Raw genomic sequence first — 20,409 nt, forward strand, 5'->3', positions numbered from 1 at the left:
GTTACACACTTGTAAAAACACATTCATTGTATTGTTGTTCAGCAAATAATAGAATAGAAAGTATTGATATGTGAGGAGGTGCCATAGAATGAACAACAATGAAATTTACGTCAGCCTTGACATCGGTACATCCAATATAAAAGTCATCGTCGGAGAAATGGCGGATGATTCGCTTAACATTATAGGTGTTGGAAATGTCCCTTCAGAAGGGTTAAAAAAAGGATCGATTGTTGATATAGATGAGACAGTTCATTCTATTAGACAAGCATTTGAACAGGCTGAAAGAATGGTAGGTTTTCCTTTACAAAAGGCGATTGTCGGAATTAACGGAAACCACATTCATATTCAGAATACGAGCGGCGTGGTCGCAGTATCTAGTGAAAACAAAGAAATACATGCTGAAGATGTGAGACGTGTCTTAGATGCTGCACAGGTAGTATCTATTCCTCAAGAACATCTCGTCGTAGACGTCATCCCGAGGCAATTTATCGTCGACGGAAGAGATGAGATCACTGATCCGAAAAAAATGCTTGGTGTTCGGCTAGAGGTGGATGGATCGTTAATTACAGGTTCTAAAACGATTCTACATAACTGGCTCCGATGTGTAGAGAGAGCTGGAATTGAAATTATGGATATTTGCTTGCAGCCGCTCGCATCGGGCTCAGCAGCATTATCGAAAGATGAAAAAAATCTAGGGGTAGCTCTCGTCGATATTGGCGGCGGATCTACAACGATTTCCGTATTTGAAAACGGGCATCTCTATTCTACTCACAGTATCCCTTTGGGCGGAGAGAACATTACAAAAGATTTGTCTATAGGACTTAGAACTTCTACTGAAGAAGCTGAACGAATCAAAAAACAATTTGGACATGCGTTTTATGATGAGGCATCGTCTGAGGAAACATTTGAAGTTTCTGTCATCGGTACCGATCAGAAACAGACGTATACACAGCTTGAAGCGGCCAATATCATCGAAGCTCGGCTGGAAGAAATCTTGCTCTTTGTGGCAGAGGAATTAAGAAATATGGGTGTCCATGATTTGCCTGGCGGATTCGTTCTAACAGGTGGACAGGCAGCTATACCAGGTATCCTTTCTCTTGCACAAACGGTCTTGCAAAACAATGTTAGAATTGCAAGTCCGAATTATATTGGGGTGAGAGAACCTCAGTATATGACAGGAGTGGGTCTGATCCACTTTGCTTATCGCAATGCAAAGATTCAGGGCAGACAGGTTGGATTCCAAATGCCGGATGAGGCGTTTCATGAAGTAGGCGCATCCATGGAGCCGGTTTCTTCTGCACCACAAGTGAAAGAAGCGCAGCCAAGACCGAAAGTAAAACAAAAAGCACAAGAAGAGACAAATAAAAAACCGGGCAAAATGAAAAAACTATTTAATATGTTCTGGGAATAGAATTAGATTTTCGACGGATTAGGAGGATTCAGCATGTTGGAGTTTGAAACAAATATAGACGGCCTAGCATCAATTAAAGTAATCGGAGTAGGTGGAGGCGGAAATAACGCTGTCAACCGAATGATTGAAAATGACGTACAAGGTGTCGATTTCATTGCAGTTAATACAGATGCACAGGCGTTAAATCTATCAAAAGCAGAAACGAAAATGCAAATCGGTGCTAAGCTGACAAGAGGGCTTGGAGCAGGTGCGAATCCTGAAGTCGGTAAAAAAGCTGCTGAAGAAAGCAAAGAACAGATTGAAGAAGTATTAAAAGGCGCTGACATGGTCTTTGTAACTGCTGGTATGGGCGGTGGAACTGGTACGGGTGCTGCACCTGTCATTGCAAAAATCGCAAAAGATTCTGGTGCATTGACAGTTGGAGTCGTGACTCGTCCTTTCACATTTGAAGGAAGAAAACGTCAGCTTCAAGCAGTAGAAGGAATTGCTTCTATGAAAGAAGCAGTTGACACATTAATTGTGATTCCAAACGATCGCTTGCTTGAAATTGTTGATAAAAACACGCCAATGCTTGAAGCATTCCGTGCAGCAGATAACGTACTACGACAAGGTGTTCAAGGGATCTCAGATCTTATTGCTACACCAGGTTTAATCAACCTTGACTTTGCTGACGTGAAAACGATCATGTCTAATAAAGGTTCTGCTCTTATGGGTATTGGTGTCGCAACTGGTGAAAATCGTGCTGCTGAAGCTGCGAAGAAAGCTATTTCTTCACCACTTCTGGAAACGGCAATCGATGGTGCACAAGGTGTCATCATGAATATTACTGGTGGTACGAACCTAAGTCTTTATGAGGTACAAGAAGCAGCGGATATTGTTGCTTCTGCATCTGACGAAGATGTAAACATGATTTTCGGGTCTGTCATTAATGATAACTTGAAGGATGAAATTGTGGTGACGGTTATCGCAACTGGATTTATTGAGCAAGAGCCAGAAGTGACAAAACCACAAAGAAATCCATTAGGACAAGGATTAAAGCAAAATCAATCCATTCCTCAAAAGCGTGAAGTGAAACGTGAGGAACATCAGCAGCCATCATCTCAGCCGAGACAAAATACACAATCTAGCGATGATACGCTGGATATCCCAACTTTCTTGCGCAATCGTAATAAACGCTAGTCGAGTATCACTCATCCCCTTCCATTGGAAGGGGATTTTTTTCATGTCTCAAATATAATCAAACCAGCATCTCTTCTGAATAAAAAGTCTTGAATGTGTCTGGATCACTTCATTTAACATGTGTATTTTGGCTTAGGGTGATTAAGTAAAAAGAATCATTTTTAAATCCTATTACAAAAAGCGACAAAATGATGATCTTTATTTGACTACATTAAATAGAACACCATGAATCTTGTCATGAACAAAGGAAAGGGAGGAGTGAGACCCGCACTCTGTTTGACCATTTGAGGAGGAGGGATTTGATTGAAAGTGAAGTTTCGCAAAACCGCCGGCTATCGTTTGATGAGTCTTTTGGTGATTGGTACTTTAACGATGACAAGCTTTGGGATGGTTCAAGCAAAATCGACTTCTACCTCATATCAAGAGGAAGCTGTTTCCTCCAAGAAAACAAAAGCAAAGATCTCATCTAGATTAATGAAACAGTTTCAACAAGAAGACAAGGTGACCTTTTTAGTCAAAATGAAGGAACAAACAAATGTCAAAAAAGTGGCGAAGGATGCTGTGTCAAAAGCCAAAAAACAGAAGTTAACAGCTGCTAAAACGCAGTACACAAAAAGATCAGCTGTTGTATCAGAACTAAGAGCAACATCTGAAGAGACGCAGGAAGCGCTGCTTGCTTATTTACAAAAGGCACAAAAGAAAAAGCAAGTGAAGGATATTCATTCGTACTATATTGTGAATGGTCTCGCTGTGACGGGAACGAAAGAAGTCATGGAAAAGGTTGCTTCCTTCCCAGAAGTAGATCAAGTACTGCCAAATGAAATCCGTCAAATTCATCGTCCTGTTGATTTGAAGACTTCAAAGCCGAACAAACAAATCAAAGCAGCAGATGGAATCGAGTGGAATATTTCTCAAGTTCATGCCCCGGAAGCATGGGCTTTAGGCTATGACGGTACTGGTACCGTTGTGGCAAGTATTGATACAGGTGTGGAATGGGATCATCCTGCATTAAAAGAAAAGTACCGCGGATTTGATCCTGCACGTCCGAATGAACCTTCACATGAATTCAATTGGTACGATGCAACGACAGGTTCTGAAACGCCATACGATGATTTAGAGCATGGTACACATGTGACGGGAACGATGGTTGGCTCTGAGCCAAATGGAGAGAATCAAATTGGCGTCGCACCAGGTGCAAAATGGATTGCGGTGAAAGCTTTCTCAGAAGATGGTGGATCAGATGCTGATCTGCTTGACGCAGGTGAATGGATTTTAGCCCCAAAAGATGAAAATGGGAACCCTCATCCGGAAAAGGCACCTGACGTAGTGAATAATTCTTGGGGCGGCGGGCCTGGTCTTGATGATTGGTATAAAGATGTGGTCAATGCTTGGAGAGCGGCAGACATCTTCCCAGAGTTTTCAGCTGGTAATACGGATTTATTTAACCCTGGCGGTGAGGGATCTATTGCAAATCCTGCGAACTATCCAGAAGCCTTTGCGACGGGTGCAACAGATCAAAACAACAAATTGGGTTCTTTCTCTTTGCAAGGTCCCTCTCCATATGGCGTCATGAAACCAGATATTGCGGCCCCAGGGGTAAACATTCGTTCTTCTATACCTGGAAAAGGGTATGAGGATGGCTGGAATGGAACCTCGATGGCAGGTCCGCATGTTTCAGCTGTTGTGGCTCTTCTTCGCCAAGTACAGTCAGATCTGTCTGTGGAAGAGATCGAAGAAATTCTCATTGATACTGCAAAGCCGCTGACAGATCAGCAATTCCCGGAATCCCCTAACAATGGCTATGGGGCAGGATTAGTTGATGCAAGAGAGGCGATCACAGCATTAACAGATGGAATTGGCAAGATTGAAGGACAGGTAACAAAAGAAGGAGAAGATACAGAACCACCTGTTTTTTCTCATAAAGGACCGAATGAAATTTTTGCCTCTACGCCAACTCCTCTAAGCATCACAGCCGAAGATGAAGTAGCTGTGACAAATGTCTCCTTGAGCTATCAAGTGGATCAAGGGAAAAGGGAGACGCTGCAAGCAAAACGTACGGATGGAAATCATTTAAAGGGGACATATGTTGTCCAGCTGCCAGAACTTGAGGGAGAAAACGTCACGTACCGATGGATTGTGAAAGATTTTGGAGAAAATGAAGCCGCATCAGAACCGTATACGCTTCCGATTAAAACATCCATCACGACTGGCTACTCGCAAGATTTTGAAGCGTGGCCTAGTGGATGGTTCAGTGGTGGAACAAAAGATCCTTGGCAGTGGGGAAAGCCGACCACAGGTCCGAAACAAGCCTTTACTGGAGATCATGTCTACGCCACGAACCTAGACAGTCCTTATGAAAATCAAACAGATGCTCATTTATCCATGCCGATGATTGCTGTACCTGAGTCAGGCTCCTCCTTTTTACAATATCAATACTGGCATGACCTTGAAGCAAATTATGACTATGTGCATATTCATGTGCAGCCTGAGGGGGAAGATGCTGTCCAGGTGGCAGCCTATACAGGTAAAACAAGTGCATGGACAAAAGGAGAAGTTGATTTATCGGCCTACAAAGGTCAAAATGTGAGGGTTATTTTTCAGCTCAGAACGGATGGCAGTGTGACAAAAGACGGTTTTTATTTAGATGATGTGAAAATAACAGATCAAGCTCTGCCTCAAAAGGCAAAGAAACAACTTGGCATCATCAAAAAAGAAAAGCCTGCACAGGAGCAGAAGAAACCCGTCGATCCAAAAAGGGCAAAGCCTGCTAAAATAAAAGAAAAACATGTCCAGATGAAAAAGGAAAAAAGCTTAGATGCTCCGTCTATCAAAGCTCTTCCGATGAAGGCAGAAATCAGCGTTCTTGAAAGCGGCAAGTCCACGTACACAGATGAAGCGACAGGGAGATATCAGCTTTCTCATGGTGCAGGGGAGTTTACAGTGAAAGCTGAAGCATATGGATTTGAATCACGCACCCAAAAAGTCAATATTTCCTCAAATGACACGACAGAGGCGAATTTCTCTTTGCAGCCACTTGAGAAACGAACGATCTCCGGCACAATTGTAAACGAAACAACGGGTGAAAAAGTCAAGGATGCCACGGTTTATCTTGTAGAAGATGCGAAAATTGAGCCGGTCAAAACAGATGAATCTGGCGAGTTTTCTCTAGAGGCATTGAGCGGTGTGTATACAGTCAAAGTATTTGCGAAAGGGTTTAAAGGATATTCGTTTACAGCGGATGTGACAGAAAAGCCGCTTGAAAAAGCAATTAAGCTTGAACCTTTCATCGGTTTTGCTGGCGAAATTGGCTACGATGACGGAACAGCTGAAAATGCGCGGGCGTTCTATGATCCTGGCAATGGCTGGGCGGTGAAATTTTCATTAGAAAAGGGGAAGAAACAAGCGCAAGTCACAGGTGGGCTTTTCCGTTTCTGGACAACAGAGTGGCCAGCCCCTGGCGGGAATGAATTTGCGGTTGAAGTGTATGATGCGTCCGGGAAGGACGGCGCTCCAGGTGAGAAAATCGCTGGACCTTTCAAAGCGAATGCGCTGCGCAATGGTGAATGGACAAAAGTAGATTTAGTAGATCTAGCCATTACGGTGGAGGGAGATTTCTACCTTGTCTATATTCAAACGAAAAAGAATACGGAATCTCCAGGCCTTGCAACAGATGAAGATGGACCAAATGCTGAAAGAAGCTGGCAGCTGACAAGCGGTGCCTTTTCTCCTTCTCCAAAAGAAGAGGGAAATTATATGATTCGTGCGCTTGTCCAATATGAAGCAGATGTACCAGAAATAACGTCTCCAAAAGCAGGAACGATCACGAACAAAGATGAACTGGAGATTGAAGGAAAAGCCTCTCCAGGTCTTGATGTAGCGATCTATCAAAATGATGAAGAGGTTGCCAAAGTGAAAGCAGACCAGTCAGGTGTTTTCAAAGAGAAGGTCACAGTTTCAAGCGGAGAGCATGTATTCACGGCTGCTACTGTTACGGATAAAGGCGCAACGAAAAAATCCAAATCAGTAAAGGTGATCATTGATCAAACAGCCCCGGCGTTAACGATAGATACACCGAAAAAAGGGGAAAAGTCTAACAAAGAATCTCTCACTGTAGAAGGAAAGGTAACGGATGATCATCTTGATCAAGTCACTGTGAATGGAAAAAAGGCAGGAATAAAAGATGGGAAATATTCTGCAAGAATACTGCTTGAAAACGGGAAAAATACGATCAAAGTAACAGCGAAAGATGCAGCAGGAAACAAAACGACTAAAAAAGTCGATATCGATGTTCAATACGAAACACCTGAAATTTCGAAGCTGACACCAGCAGAGAATGTCAATCTATCATCAGGTGAGTCTGTTAAAATTTCATTTAAAAGCAGAGAAAAGTTAGACGCAACGTTTGTCATTCATATGCCGCTGACAAACGTTAGATCAAAGCTGCAAAATACAACAGAGCTGCCGCTTCGCGAGGTAGCTAACGGAACGTATGAAGGCTACTGGACAGCTACTTCTACCGCCAAAGCAAAAGGTGCAGTCATTGAAGTGATTGTGCGGGATGATTATGGAAATATCACACGACAAAAGGCTCCAGGCACATTAAATATCAATGAAAAATGACCCTTGAAAAAAGGCACGACTCCTAGGAGCGTGTCTTTTTCATTTCGAACAATTGTTTGAAGGCTTGTCCAGGAGCACACTCCCTTGCTTTGCGCTCTCATTCCTCGACAAAAACAATAACAATCCACCAAAAGTTCTCTATCATCCCCAACAAGAATTGACAGACTTCCATCTCATGGCTGTTTTATACTGGTACAAACAAGTGCAAGTACTGCTTTTGATTCTTTGTTTCAGATGAAAGGAGCAGAAGGTGGTCATTTATTTAGATGTGATTTGGCTGTTAAACTTTTGTTTTGATCTATTGCTTCTCTTACTCACTGCATTTATTCTCAAACGACAAGTAAAAAAAAGGCGATATATGTTAGGAGCTCTGATTGGATCGAGCATTGTTCTCTTGCTCTTTACACCATTTGCAATGTTTGTGTCACACCCTCTAGGCAAACTGCTTTTTTCTGTCTTGATCGTGCTTGCAACTTTTGGATTTCAAAGATTTCGTTCCTTTTTTCAAAACCTGTTTGCTTTTTACTTTGTCACATTTTTGATGGGAGGAGGCATGATCGGGGTTCATTCGTTTTTACAAACCAATACTGTTATTCAAAACGGGCTGCTGATTTCACAAAATGATGGATTTGGTGATCCCATTAGCTGGCTTTTCGTTTTAACTGGCTTTCCTGCGATTTGGCTCTTTTCAAAGAAAAGATTAGGAGAGGTCGGTGCGAAAAAAAGACAGTTTGATGAACAAGTACTTGTGGAGATACACATTCACGGAGAGACCATCCGGCTAAAGGGACTCGTCGATTCTGGCAATCAGCTGTATGATCCTATGACGAAAACACCTGTGATGATTGTTCAGGCCGATCAGCTCATGTCCATTTGCGGAGAGCCTTTTATAGAGCTTATGAAGCAGTCTCATCCTGTTGAAGTGATGCAAAAGCTAGATGATCGATTTCCGCTTCTTGATCGTTTAAGACTTGTTCCATATCGAGCGGTCGGTCATGATCACGGGTTTCTTCTATGCTTAAAACCAGATACGGTCATCATTTATTCAAAAACACATATGATCCAGCCAGCCAAGTGTTTTGTAGGCATGAGTCTAAGCGGTTTATCAGCAGATCAGGAATTTCAATCCATCATTCATCCAGATATGTTAGACGGAAAAATCATCCAAGGGGTGTCTTAAGTTTTGGTGATGTCTTTTATCTTACGAGGTCAACTTGACATTTAGAAGGGAGAAGAAGATGAAAAAATTAAAATTTAAACTCACTTACTACTGGTATAAACTCCTCATGAAGCTAGGTCTAAAGAGTGATGAGATTTATTATATTGGTGGTAGTGAGGCGCTGCCGCCGCCATTATCAAAGGATGAAGAGCAGGAACTGCTTGTCAAATTACCAAAAGGTGATCAAACAGCAAGAGCCATCCTGATCGAAAGAAATTTGCGGTTGGTGGTCTACATCGCAAGAAAATTTGAAAACACAGGGATTAATATAGAGGATTTAATTAGTATTGGAACCATTGGCCTGATTAAGGCGGTCAATACATTTAACCCAGAAAAAAAGATCAAGCTCGCGACATATGCTTCGAGATGTATTGAAAATGAGATTTTGATGTATTTGCGCCGGAATAATAAAATTCGTTCAGAAGTGTCGTTTGATGAGCCGCTCAATATTGATTGGGACGGAAATGAACTGCTTTTATCAGACGTCCTTGGAACAGATGATGATATTATCACGCGGGATATTGAAGCAAATGTAGATAAAAAACTTTTGAAAAAAGCGCTGGAGCAATTAAATGACCGCGAAAAGCAGATCATGGAGCTCAGGTTCGGTTTGGTCGGCGGCGAAGAAAAAACCCAAAAAGATGTCGCTGACATGCTAGGAATTTCTCAATCGTATATTTCGAGGCTTGAAAAAAGAATTATTAAACGATTACAAAAAGAATTTAACAAAATGGTCTAAAAAAATTTTTTTGAAAGCTCTGTCCCTTTGCTGTCAAAGGAATCAACTTCTTTTCTCATGATTCTCATCATCACTCGTGCATATTTTTCCATCCCAAGGAGATACTGAACTTTGTACAACAGCTCCTGTAGGGAGGGAAAAAAGTGTCCAGAAATAAAGTGGAAATCTGCGGAGTCGACACCTCCAAACTGCCTGTTCTGAAAAACGAAGAGATGAGAAAATTGTTCAGACAGCTGCAAGATGAAGGTGACGATACAGCAAGAGAAAAGCTAGTCAATGGCAATTTGCGGTTGGTTTTAAGTGTGATTCAGCGTTTTAACAACAGAGGCGAGTATGTGGATGATCTCTTCCAAGTAGGCTGTATCGGATTAATGAAATCAATTGATAATTTTGATTTAAGCCACAATGTCAGATTTTCAACTTATGCGGTCCCTATGATCATAGGAGAAATCCGTCGATACTTGCGTGATAACAACCCGATTCGGGTGTCTCGTTCACTAAGAGATATTGCCTATAAAGCGCTTCAGGTCCGTGAGAGGCTGATTAGTGAGACAAGCAAGGAGCCAACGGCAGAAGACATTGCCAAAGTGCTGGAAGTGCCTCATGAGGAAATTGTCTTTGCCCTAGATGCGATTCAAGATCCTGTTTCTTTGTTTGAACCGATTTATAATGACGGAGGAGATCCGATTTATGTGATGGATCAAATTAGTGATGATCGGAACAAAGACACACAATGGGTAGAGGAATTAGCCTTAAAAGAGGGAATGCGCCGATTGAATGATCGAGAAAAAATGATTCTCCGCAAACGTTTCTTCCAAGGAAAAACGCAAATGGAAGTCGCTGAAGAGATCGGGATTTCTCAAGCACAAGTCTCAAGACTTGAAAAAGCAGCCATCAAACAAATGAATAAAAATATCTTTTAAAGCCGCCGCTTCATGTGCGGCTTTTTTCATTCTTGTGAGAGAGCACGTCTCTAGTATTGACTCTGTTATTTTTTTCATTTAATCTGTTTTTAACAAATGTTATTTTAGATATCATTTGTTAGGGAACACTTAAGCGGAAAGAAGGGTTATTATGACATTCCATGATGAAAGAAGGCTGCTCATAAAGGTTGCGCATATGTATTATGAAGAAGGCGCCACTCAATCTAAAATAGCTGAAGCTGTTGGGGTTAGCCGTTCGCTCATATCGAAATATTTGGCAAAAGCACGTGAAGCAGGAATCGTGGAAATCATTATTCATGATGAAGTGAATCAACAATATGGATCATTAGAAAGAAAAATAGAGCGGAAATATGGGCTGCGAGAAGTCGTCTGTGTGGAAACGCTCAGCCAAGAAACAACCAAAAGCCGAATCGGCGCTGCAGCGGCAGGCTTTTTGTTAAAAGTAATAAAGGATGGACAAGTTATCGGTTTTTCCTCAGGAACCACTTTGCATGAAATGGCGAAAGCGCTTACGTCAGTTCAGCACTTTCCATCCGTGACATTTGTTCCGCTTGTCGGGGGTGTGGGAAACGAAGATGTTGATATCCACGCCAACTATATTATTGCAAGGTGCACAGAAGCACTCAAATCTAAATGTGAGTTTTTACATGTGCCTGTTATGCTTGATACGAAAGAAGCGAAGGACGTACTAATCCGGCAGCCATCAATCAAAAAAGTGATTAAACTAGGAGAATCATCAAATATTGCGGTTGTCGGAATTGGCGGGGTTCCGCAGCATTCAACGATGGTGAAATCTTATATGACAAGCGGTGAGGAGGATATTCTTCAAGCGAAGGATGTGGCGGGTGACATTTGCTATAACTTTATTGATCATCAAGGGGAAGTGTATCCCCACCCGTGGAACGACCGGGTAATGGGCATAAGCCCGCAAAAGCTGAAGGAAATCCCGCTAGTCATTGGTGTCGCTGGAGGCGAAGAGAAAATTGAAGCGATCAGGGCAGCATTAGAAGGTGGATTAATTCATGTATTAATTACGGATGAACGAACAGGAGATGCCTTGTTAAAGTAACTACCTAATCATATTAGGTAGTTTTTTTGAGTCTTTAGACTCAAAAAGATTGAAAATTTTATCGATTTTAGCTTGACACAAAGTTGACACATCATATAAACTAAGTTCATAACAAATGATAAATAAAATAACAAATGTTACAAGGAACAGATTTTTGTTAATTTTTATAACATTTGTTAAAAGTTTCAGATTATTTTTCTAGCAATCTACCCGAGAAGCAAGAAAACCTGAAAGGATGATTTTTATGTCAATCTATCAACAATTGTTAGCTCGAGAACGCAGTGGAGATCCAATCAAAGTAGGAATTATTGGGGCAGGCCAAATGGGCTTTGGACTCATTTCACAAATTTCTAAAATTCCTGGCATGATTGTAGCAGGTGTTTGTGATATTCACCTTAGTGCAGCAGAGAAGGCAGCGAATTTTTACAAGCAGCATGCGAAGCCGCATCAAATGGTCGTCACAAATGATTATAGAGAAGTGATTCAATCAGATTTTGTGGAAGTAGTTGTAGATGCAACAGGTGTTCCAGAAGTCGGAGCAAACATTTCTTTGGAAGCGCTTAATTCAAAAAAACATCTCGTTCTTTTAAATGTAGAAGTTGATATTACCATCGGTTTGGTGATGCATAAATTATTCACAAATGCAGGACTTGTTTACTCTGGATCAGCTGGTGACGAACCGGCAGCAACACTAGAATTATATGAATTTGCGAAAACAATGGGACTTGAGGTGCTCGTTGCTGGGAAAGGCAAGAACAACCCATTCTTCCCAGAAGCAAATCCAGATACGTGTAAAGCAGAAGCAGATAGTAAACATATGAGTGCACATATGCTCGCTGCCTTCCAAGACGGAACAAAAACAATGGCAGAAATGAACTTATTAAGTAACGCGACAGGGCTTTTGCCAGATAAAGTCGGTATGCACGGAGTCGAAGCAAATTTAGAGAATGTAGCAGATAAATTGAATCAAAAACAACAAGGCGGCGTGCTCGATAACTTCGGAGTCGTTGAATATGTAAATGGGCTAGCACCAGGCGTATTCGTTATCGTCAAGAGTGATCTTGAGCCAGTAGATGAAGAGCTTCGTTACTTAAAAGTTGGAAAAGGTCCTCACTACACGCTTTACCGTCCCTTCCATTTAGCGAGTCTTGAAACACCTGTTACCATCGCCAAAGCGGTCTTACAGCATGACTCATCGATCCACCCGATTGGTGTACCAGTGTCAGAAACAGTTGCTGTAGCGAAAAGAGATATTCAAGCAGGAGAATCACTTGACGGAATTGGCGGATACTCCGTAAGAGGTGTACTTGAAACGCATCAAGACATGAAATCGAACGGTCATATTCCGATTGGCTTAATCAGCGGAAAAGTCGTAGCGAAAAAAGACATCAAATTAGGACAGTTCCTCACTCATGATGATGTAGAGCTTGATTCAAACACAACCGTTTGGAAGCTGCGTTCATTACAAGATCACTTATTTCAATCATAAGGACGTGAAGCTATGGAAAAATTAGCAATCGTACTTTGTATCATTCTCATCGTGCAGTATGGATTATCTTTTATTCAAATCAAGTATTACCGCAAAAGCATGGACTCACTAATTGATGACTACAGAGGGAAACAGGGCTATCACTTATTTTCAGGAATGGAACGGCGCAAAGTTGGCCCTGGGGCTATTGCGCTCATCATTGTGGATGAATCGTATATCATTCAAAAATGTCATGTGCTTGGCGGCGTGTCGATCTTATCTAAATTTAAAGAAGTTCCTTCATATGAAGGAAAGCATGTAGGGGCTGTGCTGGACGAGCACCACATGATGAAGAAAACATTGAAAAAACGTAAAAAGGCGCCAGCTGTCATGCAAGCACTATCCATGGCGGCTGAGCAGGCACTTGTCTCGATTTCGAAAAAAAATATAACAAATGTGAACTAAAGAAAGGGGAGATGAAACATGGAATGGATTCAATGGTTTGGAGAGCACTTTATCGGAATGTTTGAAGCCGGCGGAAAGCAATTCATGGGTCTTGTTACAGGTATCGTTCCAACGCTTGTTGTGTTACTTACTTTCACTTATGCTGTCATGAAATTTATTGGAGAAGAGCGAGTGAATAGAGCCATTCAGTTTGCAGCGAAGTATACCATTTTGCGCTACACGTTAATGCCGATCTTATCCGTTCTTATTTTGACAAACCCAATGGCTTATACGTTTGGCCGCTTCTTACCTGAAAAACAAAAACCAGCATTCTATGATTCAGCTGTTTCATTTGTTCATCCGGTGACATCACTTTTCCCGTATGCCAACGCAGGAGAACTATTTGTCTACTTAGGAATTGCGAACGGGATTAAAGAAGCTGGATATTCAATGTCAGAGCTTGCTGTTCGTTACTTCTTAGTCGGGATCGTCGTCATTTTACTACGCGGAATCATTACTGAATGGATTACAAAATATTTAGCAGGAAAAATGAAAGCGAATTCATAATAGGGGAGGGTTAGACATGACAAACCACAAAGTATTTGTTGCAAAAGGTGCTGGCGGATGGGGAGAAGGCTTAGAGCTTGAACCAACTGGTAAAAGAAGAAAGGTTGTTTCCATTACAGGGGGAGGCATTCACCCGGTTGCACGTAAAATTGCAGAAATGACAGGGACAGAAGCATGTGACGGCTTTAAAAACTCCATACCAGAAGATGAAATGATGTGTGTTGTCATTGACTGCGGAGGAACAGCGCGAATCGGACTTTATCCAATGAAACGCATTCCTACTGTAGACGTTTTGGCATCCTCTCCTTCTGGACCGCTTGCTAAACATATTACAGAAGATATCTTCGTATCAGGCGTAACAGAAAAAGATATTTCCTATGCAGAAGCATCTGATGGTGAGGCAAAAGCAGAAGGTCAGGAAAACAGTGAGTCGATTGACAAAGAGAATTTCAAAGAGACGTATGCAAAGCTTAAAGAGGAAAATATCGAGCGGCAGGAAAAAGGCAATTTCCTGATGAGATTCTCGCGTGGAATTGGGAAAGTCACCGGTACGTTCTACCAGGCTGGCCGTGATTCTGTTGATATGCTTTTGAAAAACATTATTCCATTCATGGCATTTGTCAGTATGTTAATTGGAATTATCAATTATACAAAAATTGGTGACCTGATTGCCCATTTTCTATCACCTTTGGCAGGATCTCTTTGGGGGCTCTTACTGCTCGTAGTGGTCTGTACATTGCCGTTCCTATCACCAGTCTTAGGACCTGGAGCAGTCATTGCCCAAGTTATCGGCGTTCTGATTGGTAGTCAAATCGCACTAGGAAACATTCCGCCTCAATTTGCACTTCCTGCACTATTTGCCATCAATGGTCAAGTAGGGTGTGATTTTATTCCAGTGGGGCTGTCACTTGGTGAAGCGAAGCCGGAAACGGTACAATATGGGGTACCAGCTGTTTTGTATAGCCGTCTCATTACAGGGGTTCTATCTGTTGTGATCGCATACGTTGCCAGCTTCGGTATGTATTAAACGTATTAAAGGAGGAATCGAGATACATGGTAACACAATCTGTCGTAAAAGAAATTGGGATCTTAGTCCCGCAATTTAAAGAAGATAAGCTGATTGTATTATTTGGACCCGCAGCGCCGCAGGAATTAAGAGATATGTCTGTCATTCATGAGTTCGAACATCTAGAAGAAGAGCCGCTGAAGCTGGGCGGAACCATTCAAGTGGGCGATCAAACGTACACGATCACAGCCCTCGGCAATAAAGCAAATGACAACTTTAAAGAGCTCGGTCATATTTCGATCTACTTCCAAGAGCCGTTTGATGATGTATTACCAGGAGCTGTATTTGCATCCCCGCACACGTTTCCTGATATAAAAGAAGGCGTACGAATTGAAATTTCGTAACCATAAAAAAAGCTGTTCCTAAAAAGGAGCAGCTTTTTTACATGAGGTTTACCAGAAAGAGCATTTGCGATATGCTGTAAACATTCATTATTTGTATATTCAGAATTTTTACTCAGGAGGAAGTTATCGTGTCACTTGAATTGAAGAATGTTTCATTAAAACGAAATGGGAAATGGCTGCTTGAGTCTATTGACTGGCAGGTGAACAAGCAGGAACACTGGGTACTTTACGGTTTAAATGGTGCGGGGAAAACCGCATTATTAAATATGCTCTGCTCTTATTATTTCCCCACGTCAGGCGAGATGACAGTGCTGGGACATGTCTTTGGCAAGGAGGCTCTTGGTGAAAAGCTCAGGAGGAAAATTGGACTCATCTCAGCAGGACTTGAAAAGAAATTGCACAGAGACGACAATGCTTTTGAAATTGTGCTGAGCGGCGCATTTGCTTCTATCGGGCTTTATGAAACCCCGACAGATGAAATGAGAGAGAAAGCCATTGATCTATTAAAAGCATTTGGTTCATTCAAATATGCCAACAGAACTTATGAAACACTCTCACAGGGAGAGAAGCAAAAAGTCTTGATTGCGAGAGCTTTAATGAATGATCCGCAGCTCTTGATTTTAGATGAACCTGTGACGGGTCTTGATTTTCTAGCAAGAGAGCAAGTGCTGGAGACCATCTCATTGATTGCAGCAAAGCCTGATGCGCCTACTTTGCTCTATACGACCCATCATGCAGAGGAGATTCTGCCTGTTTTTCAGCATACCTTATTATTAAAAAATGGATCTGTTTTTGATCAAGGAGAAACAAAAGAGATGATGACAAGCGGCCTGCTTTCTTCTTTTTTTGAATGTCCGGTAGATGTCATGTGGAGAAATGGCCGTCCGCATTTAAGTAAATTGTAGATAAAAGAAACTATTGGTCTGCGTCCCTGCTTTTCCATCATACATATTATAGTAGAAAACGAAAGGCGGGGAAGGACAGATGATCAGCATTTCTGAATTCCAAATCAAGGATGTCGTCGATGTATCCAGCGGGAAAAAACTAGGTACCATTGGGGACATTGATATTAATGTCACAAGCGGCAAAATCCAAGCGATTATTATTGGCGGCACAGGTAAAATGATGGGATTTTTCGGAAAAGAAGAGGAAATGATTGTCCCATGGCGAAATATAGTAAAAATTGGCGAAGATGTGATACTTGTCCGCTTGTCTTCTTAATTCGTATAACTCCTCAATGAATCATTCAATTTTTCCTTAAAATAAACTCTTCATTCTTAGCAAACAATGTCTTTTTCGGGTAAAAAGATTACGTTTTCATATCAATTTGAAAAAAAACCTGCAGAAAGGGCACATTTGAGTGTAATATTTAATGAATCCCACTAACTGTCTATGTATGTCTTGTGGTAAAATAGGAGCGAAATAAAGAGAGATGAATGAAAGGTGGGAGGCAGCTTTGACACACAAATATGACCCCTTTCAGCAGAAATCACCATATGCAATGACCATTCATGATTGGACGAACATGACATGTTCTGGTAAAGAGGTATTGGCCGGATTTACAACAAAAAATGGCGGCTTCAGCCTTACTCCATATCAATCATTGAACACTGGACTCCATGTAGGAGACGATGCTTCTAGTGTTCAAATGAATCGTCAAGTCATAGCAGATGCTGCTGCTGTGCCGCTCTCTGATTGGGTGTTTGCAGACCAAACACACGAGGATCGCATCCTGAAAGTCACCAAGGAGCAAAGAGGAAGAGGAAGTCTTCATTATGATGAGGCACTGCCAGGTACAGACGGTTTATATACGTCTGAGACGAACATGATGCTCGCTCTTTGTTTCGCTGATTGTGTTCCGCTTTATTTTCTAGCTCCGCAAAACGGATTAATTGGAACGGCTCATGCCGGCTGGAAAGGAACCGTCAAGCAAATTGGTGCAAAGATGGTTGATGTATGGGTCAGCCAAGAAGGTGCCAAGGTCGATCAGATTCAAGTCGTCATTGGACCATCCATTGGCAGCTGCTGCTACATAGTCGATGACGTCGTCATGGATCAAGTGAAACAGCTTCCTTTTTCAACAGAGGATGTGTATTCCGAGATTTCACAAGGACAATATAAAATTGATTTGAAAACACTAAACAAAAACGTATTGCTTCATGCAGGAATAAAAGAAGAAAACATACATGTCAGTTCGATGTGCACAAGCTGCAATGATCAGCTTTTCTTCTCACACCGGCGTGATCAAGGGAAAACAGGACGTATGATGTCTTTTGTCGGGTTTAAGGAGGCATAAGTGCAATTGAATGTACGAGAGAATCTCAGACAAATAAATGAACAAATAAACGAAGCATGTAAAAGAGCCGGTAGACAACCAGCAGATGTATCAGTCGTCGCTGTGACAAAATATGTCTCGATTGAACGAGCACTAGAAGCCAAGGAAGCAGGGATTGTGCACTTTGGTGAAAATCGAGACCAAGGGTTACTTGAAAAGCAGGCGGCCATAACCGATGAAAACATTAACTGGCACTTTATCGGCAGTTTACAAACACGAAAAGTGAAATCAGTCATTCAGACAATTGACTACTTACATTCGCTCGACAGAATGTCTCTTGCGAATGAAATTGAAAAAAGAGCGGATCACACAGTTCGCTGTTTTGTACAAGTGAACACATCACTTGAGGAGTCAAAACACGGCTTGAAAAGTGAAGACGTCATTCCATTTGTGAAACAGCTCGCTGATTTCAAACAGATTGAAATTGCAGGACTGATGACGATGGCTCCATTTACAGAGGATCACACTGTGATTCGCAACTGTTTTAAAGCATTAAAAAACCTTCAAGAAGAAGTAAAACATCTTAACCAAGTAAATGCACCTTGTCAGCATTTATCGATGGGCATGTCAAATGATTTTGAAATCGCAATTGAAGAAGGTGCGACATTCGTTCGGATTGGCTCTTCACTTGTTGGAAATGAAACAGGAGGTGCGTGACATGAGCATAAAAAATAAGTTTAAAAGCTTTTTCACTCTCGACGATGAAGAGTATGAGTACGAATATATTGATGAAGAAAGAGAACCCGTTCAAGAAGAAAAAGGAACGAAGGACAAAGCAGCATTTCAAGAGCGCCCGCAGACAGGAAAACAAAATGTTGTCAGCTTGCAAAGCGTGCAGAAATCCTCTAAAGTGGTGTTAAGTGAGCCGCGTGTTTATGCAGAAGCGCAGGAGATTGCAGACCATATTAAAAACAGACGTGCAGTCGTCGTGAATTTGCAGCGCATACAGCATGATCAAGCAAAGCGAATCATTGACTTCTTAAGCGGAACCGTTTATGCAATTGGTGGAGACATCCAGCGTATTGGCTCGAATATATTCCTCTGCACACCTGATAATGTAGATGTATCTGGCACAATATCAGAGCTATTGACAGAGGAAGAACCTCAGAGGTGGTAAATCATAGTGATTCTAAATTTCATTTTTAATATTTTAGGAACGGTATTAACGATTTACTCATTCGCGATTATTATTTACATCTTTATGTCATGGGTGCCATCTGCAAGAGAAACTGTGTTTGGCCGTTTTCTGACAAATATTTGCGAACCGTATTTAGAACCATTTCGTAAAATTATTCCGCCAATCGGTATGATTGACATCTCGCCGATTGTGGCATTGCTTGTGATTCGCTTTGCATCATCATATGGACTAACTGGTCTTTACAATATGATTGTGCGCTTCATGTAAACAGGCTGCCGGGCTTGGCACTGCCAGGCCCTTTTACATAAGAGGGGAACAAAATGAGCGATATCTATCAGCATTTTAGAAAAGACGAACAGCCATTTGTCGACCAAGTGTTAGGCTGGAAAAAAATCGCACTCGACCAATATCGAATGAAATTAACAGACTTCCTTGATCCGCGTGAGCAATTTATTACCGAGTCCGTCATCCAGCATGCTGAAGAACTTGGAATCATGTTTTTTGGCGGGTATGAGGGAGCCGAGCGCAAAAGAGCTCTCATTTATCCTGATTATTTAGAACCTTCTATTGAAGATGTTGAGCTGTCATATTTTCAGGTGAACTATGCGAAAAAGTTTATTTCCTTAGAACACCCGAAACTTCTCGGCTCATTGATTGGGACAGGCTTGAAGCGTCAAAAATTCGGAGATCTATTATTTTCAGAGGAAGATGTGCAGTTTATTTGTACAAGTGATGTCGCTGATTTTGTGCGGGCGCAGCTGACACATGTCGGCAGAGCCTCCGTTTCATTAGAGGAAATCACGCAGGCAGAAATAAAGCCAGTGATGACGAAGACTGATATCAAAGAAGATACCATTTCTTCACTTCGGCTTGATGCTGTATGTGCTGCTGTCAGCCGTCAGTCTCGGCAAAAAGCACAGCTTTTAGTCAAAAATGGACTTGTCAAAGTCAATTGGAAAGTCACTGAGGACCCTTCCTTTACAATCGGTGAAGGTGATCAGCTCTCTGTTCGGGGATTTGGCCGCTTTAGCCTCAAAACGATTGATGGGAAGACCAAAAAAGATAAATTCAAAGTAACATTTGAGCTTATGACATAACGAACTTGAATCTGGAGGTGGCGAGGTTGCCATTAACACCTAATGATATTCATAATAAAACGTTCACAAAAAGCTTTCGCGGCTATGACGAAGACGAAGTAAACGAGTTTTTAAGCCAAGTACGTAAAGACTACGAGATCGTACTCCGTAAAAAGAACGAGCTTGAAGACAAAGTAAACGAGCTTGACGAAAGACTAGGTCATTTTGCAACAATTGAAGAAACATTAAACAAATCGATTCTTGTGGCGCAGGAAGCAGCAGAAGACGTTAAGCGTCATTCTGATAAAGAAGCAAAATTGATTATTCGTGAAGCAGAGAAAAATGCAGACCGTATTATCAACGAAGCGCTGTCAAAATCAAGAAAGATTGCAATGGAAATTGAAGAGCTGAAGAAACAATCGAAGGTCTTTAGAACTCGTTTCCAAATGCTCATCGAAGCTCAGCTTGATCTTCTGAAAAATGATGATTGGGATCATTTACTGGAATATGAAGTGGACGCTGTCTTTGACGAAAAAGAATAAGCGCATCATCTTGACATGACGTGCTCATGTTGCATATAATACCATCATAAATTAACAAGAGATAAACGTTTGAAAGGGACACTCGCAGCTGTCACATGCGTAATTAAGCGAATCAGGGATGGTGGAAGCCTGACATTACGAGACGCTGCAATGAGATCACCCCTTTAGTTCCTTTTCTGAAAAAAACAGTAAGAAAAGGCGTCTGATCACGTTACGATTTTAGAGTGGATAAGCGGCTGCTTAAATAG

The 20,409-nt window shown here is 41.6% G+C and carries 20 protein-coding genes and 1 other annotated feature (1 of these 21 running past the window's edge); all 20 genes read left to right on the top strand.

The window, feature by feature from the left end; all coding sequences use genetic code 11:
- The first annotated feature begins 88 nt into the window (after window positions 1-88).
- The 20 genes from ftsA to NSQ72_RS07395 all read left to right on the top strand — a co-directional run bounded on the left by ftsA (window position 89) and on the right by NSQ72_RS07395 (window position 20,161).
- Window positions 89-1,411 (top strand): cell division protein FtsA, encoded by a 1,323-nt coding sequence (gene ftsA, locus NSQ72_RS07300; RefSeq protein ID WP_024424253.1) that lies wholly within the window; start codon window positions 89-91, stop codon window positions 1,409-1,411.
- Window positions 1,412-1,444: 33 nt separating this feature from the next.
- Window positions 1,445-2,590, top strand: coding sequence for a cell division protein FtsZ (gene ftsZ, locus NSQ72_RS07305; protein WP_024424252.1), 1,146 nt, complete (start codon window positions 1,445-1,447; stop codon window positions 2,588-2,590).
- Between the two features lie 303 nt (window positions 2,591-2,893).
- Entirely contained in the window at window positions 2,894-7,210 is a 4,317-nt protein-coding gene (locus NSQ72_RS07310) for a S8 family serine peptidase (protein ID WP_445285740.1), read from the top strand.
- 250 nt (window positions 7,211-7,460) lie between these two features.
- Window positions 7,461-8,390, top strand: a complete 930-nt coding sequence (gene spoIIGA, locus NSQ72_RS07315) for a sigma-E processing peptidase SpoIIGA (RefSeq protein WP_039178359.1) — start codon at window positions 7,461-7,463, stop codon at window positions 8,388-8,390.
- A 58-nt stretch (window positions 8,391-8,448) separates the two neighbouring features.
- Window positions 8,449-9,168, top strand: a complete 720-nt coding sequence (gene sigE, locus NSQ72_RS07320; RefSeq protein ID WP_007499746.1) for an RNA polymerase sporulation sigma factor SigE — start codon at window positions 8,449-8,451, stop codon at window positions 9,166-9,168.
- A 143-nt stretch (window positions 9,169-9,311) separates the two neighbouring features.
- Window positions 9,312-10,091 carry an RNA polymerase sporulation sigma factor SigG gene (gene sigG, locus NSQ72_RS07325; protein ID WP_024424250.1) on the top strand — a complete coding sequence of 260 codons (780 nt, stop codon included), beginning with the start codon at window positions 9,312-9,314 and terminating at the stop codon, window positions 10,089-10,091.
- Window positions 10,092-10,242: 151 nt separating this feature from the next.
- A complete protein-coding gene (locus NSQ72_RS07330) occupies window positions 10,243-11,181 on the top strand; it encodes a sugar-binding transcriptional regulator (protein ID WP_039178363.1) in 939 nt (312 codons plus the stop codon).
- A 244-nt stretch (window positions 11,182-11,425) separates the two neighbouring features.
- Window positions 11,426-12,670 carry an NAD(P)H-dependent oxidoreductase gene (locus NSQ72_RS07335; protein WP_039178366.1) on the top strand — a complete coding sequence of 415 codons (1,245 nt, stop codon included), beginning with the start codon at window positions 11,426-11,428 and terminating at the stop codon, window positions 12,668-12,670.
- 12 nt (window positions 12,671-12,682) lie between these two features.
- Window positions 12,683-13,114 (top strand): transcriptional regulator GutM, encoded by a 432-nt coding sequence (locus NSQ72_RS07340; RefSeq protein WP_041084924.1) that lies wholly within the window; start codon window positions 12,683-12,685, stop codon window positions 13,112-13,114.
- Between the two features lie 18 nt (window positions 13,115-13,132).
- On the top strand, window positions 13,133-13,660 hold the full coding sequence (gene srlA / locus NSQ72_RS07345; protein ID WP_047202115.1) for a PTS glucitol/sorbitol transporter subunit IIC: 528 nt from the start codon (window positions 13,133-13,135) through the stop codon (window positions 13,658-13,660).
- Window positions 13,661-13,676: 16 nt separating this feature from the next.
- The gene (gene srlE / locus NSQ72_RS07350; RefSeq protein WP_024426936.1) at window positions 13,677-14,687 is read left to right on the top strand and encodes a PTS glucitol/sorbitol transporter subunit IIB; all 1,011 of its coding nucleotides are present in this window, start codon (window positions 13,677-13,679) and stop codon (window positions 14,685-14,687) included.
- 26 nt (window positions 14,688-14,713) lie between these two features.
- Window positions 14,714-15,070: a PTS glucitol/sorbitol transporter subunit IIA gene (locus NSQ72_RS07355; protein ID WP_007499733.1), complete on the top strand. Its 357-nt coding sequence runs from the start codon at window positions 14,714-14,716 to the stop codon at window positions 15,068-15,070.
- A gap of 128 nt (window positions 15,071-15,198) precedes the next feature.
- The gene (locus tag NSQ72_RS07360; RefSeq protein WP_039178373.1) at window positions 15,199-15,975 is read left to right on the top strand and encodes an ABC transporter ATP-binding protein; all 777 of its coding nucleotides are present in this window, start codon (window positions 15,199-15,201) and stop codon (window positions 15,973-15,975) included.
- Between the two features lie 79 nt (window positions 15,976-16,054).
- Complete coding sequence (locus NSQ72_RS07365; RefSeq protein ID WP_008344958.1) at window positions 16,055-16,291, top strand: YlmC/YmxH family sporulation protein; 237 nt, start codon at window positions 16,055-16,057, stop codon at window positions 16,289-16,291.
- Between the two features lie 211 nt (window positions 16,292-16,502).
- A complete protein-coding gene (pgeF, locus tag NSQ72_RS07370) occupies window positions 16,503-17,366 on the top strand; it encodes a peptidoglycan editing factor PgeF (RefSeq protein ID WP_039178375.1) in 864 nt (287 codons plus the stop codon).
- A gap of 6 nt (window positions 17,367-17,372) precedes the next feature.
- On the top strand, window positions 17,373-18,062 hold the full coding sequence (locus NSQ72_RS07375; RefSeq protein WP_039183105.1) for a YggS family pyridoxal phosphate-dependent enzyme: 690 nt from the start codon (window positions 17,373-17,375) through the stop codon (window positions 18,060-18,062).
- Between the two features lies 1 nt (window position 18,063).
- Window positions 18,064-18,522 carry a cell division protein SepF gene (gene sepF, locus NSQ72_RS07380; RefSeq protein WP_003212271.1) on the top strand — a complete coding sequence of 153 codons (459 nt, stop codon included), beginning with the start codon at window positions 18,064-18,066 and terminating at the stop codon, window positions 18,520-18,522.
- Window positions 18,523-18,528: 6 nt separating this feature from the next.
- Window positions 18,529-18,810, top strand: coding sequence for a YggT family protein (locus NSQ72_RS07385; RefSeq protein WP_024424240.1), 282 nt, complete (start codon window positions 18,529-18,531; stop codon window positions 18,808-18,810).
- Window positions 18,811-18,863: 53 nt separating this feature from the next.
- On the top strand, window positions 18,864-19,640 hold the full coding sequence (locus NSQ72_RS07390) for a YlmH family RNA-binding protein (RefSeq protein WP_039178378.1): 777 nt from the start codon (window positions 18,864-18,866) through the stop codon (window positions 19,638-19,640).
- Window positions 19,641-19,666: 26 nt separating this feature from the next.
- Window positions 19,667-20,161 carry a DivIVA domain-containing protein gene (locus NSQ72_RS07395; RefSeq protein ID WP_008344947.1) on the top strand — a complete coding sequence of 165 codons (495 nt, stop codon included), beginning with the start codon at window positions 19,667-19,669 and terminating at the stop codon, window positions 20,159-20,161.
- A 59-nt stretch (window positions 20,162-20,220) separates the two neighbouring features.
- Window positions 20,221-20,409, top strand: a binding site (T-box leader) (it continues 49 nt past the right edge of the window).

It is taken from the genome of Bacillus sp. FSL R5-0659 (assembly GCF_038008785.1).
Taxonomy (GTDB): Bacteria; Bacillota; Bacilli; order Bacillales; family Bacillaceae; genus Bacillus; species Bacillus safensis.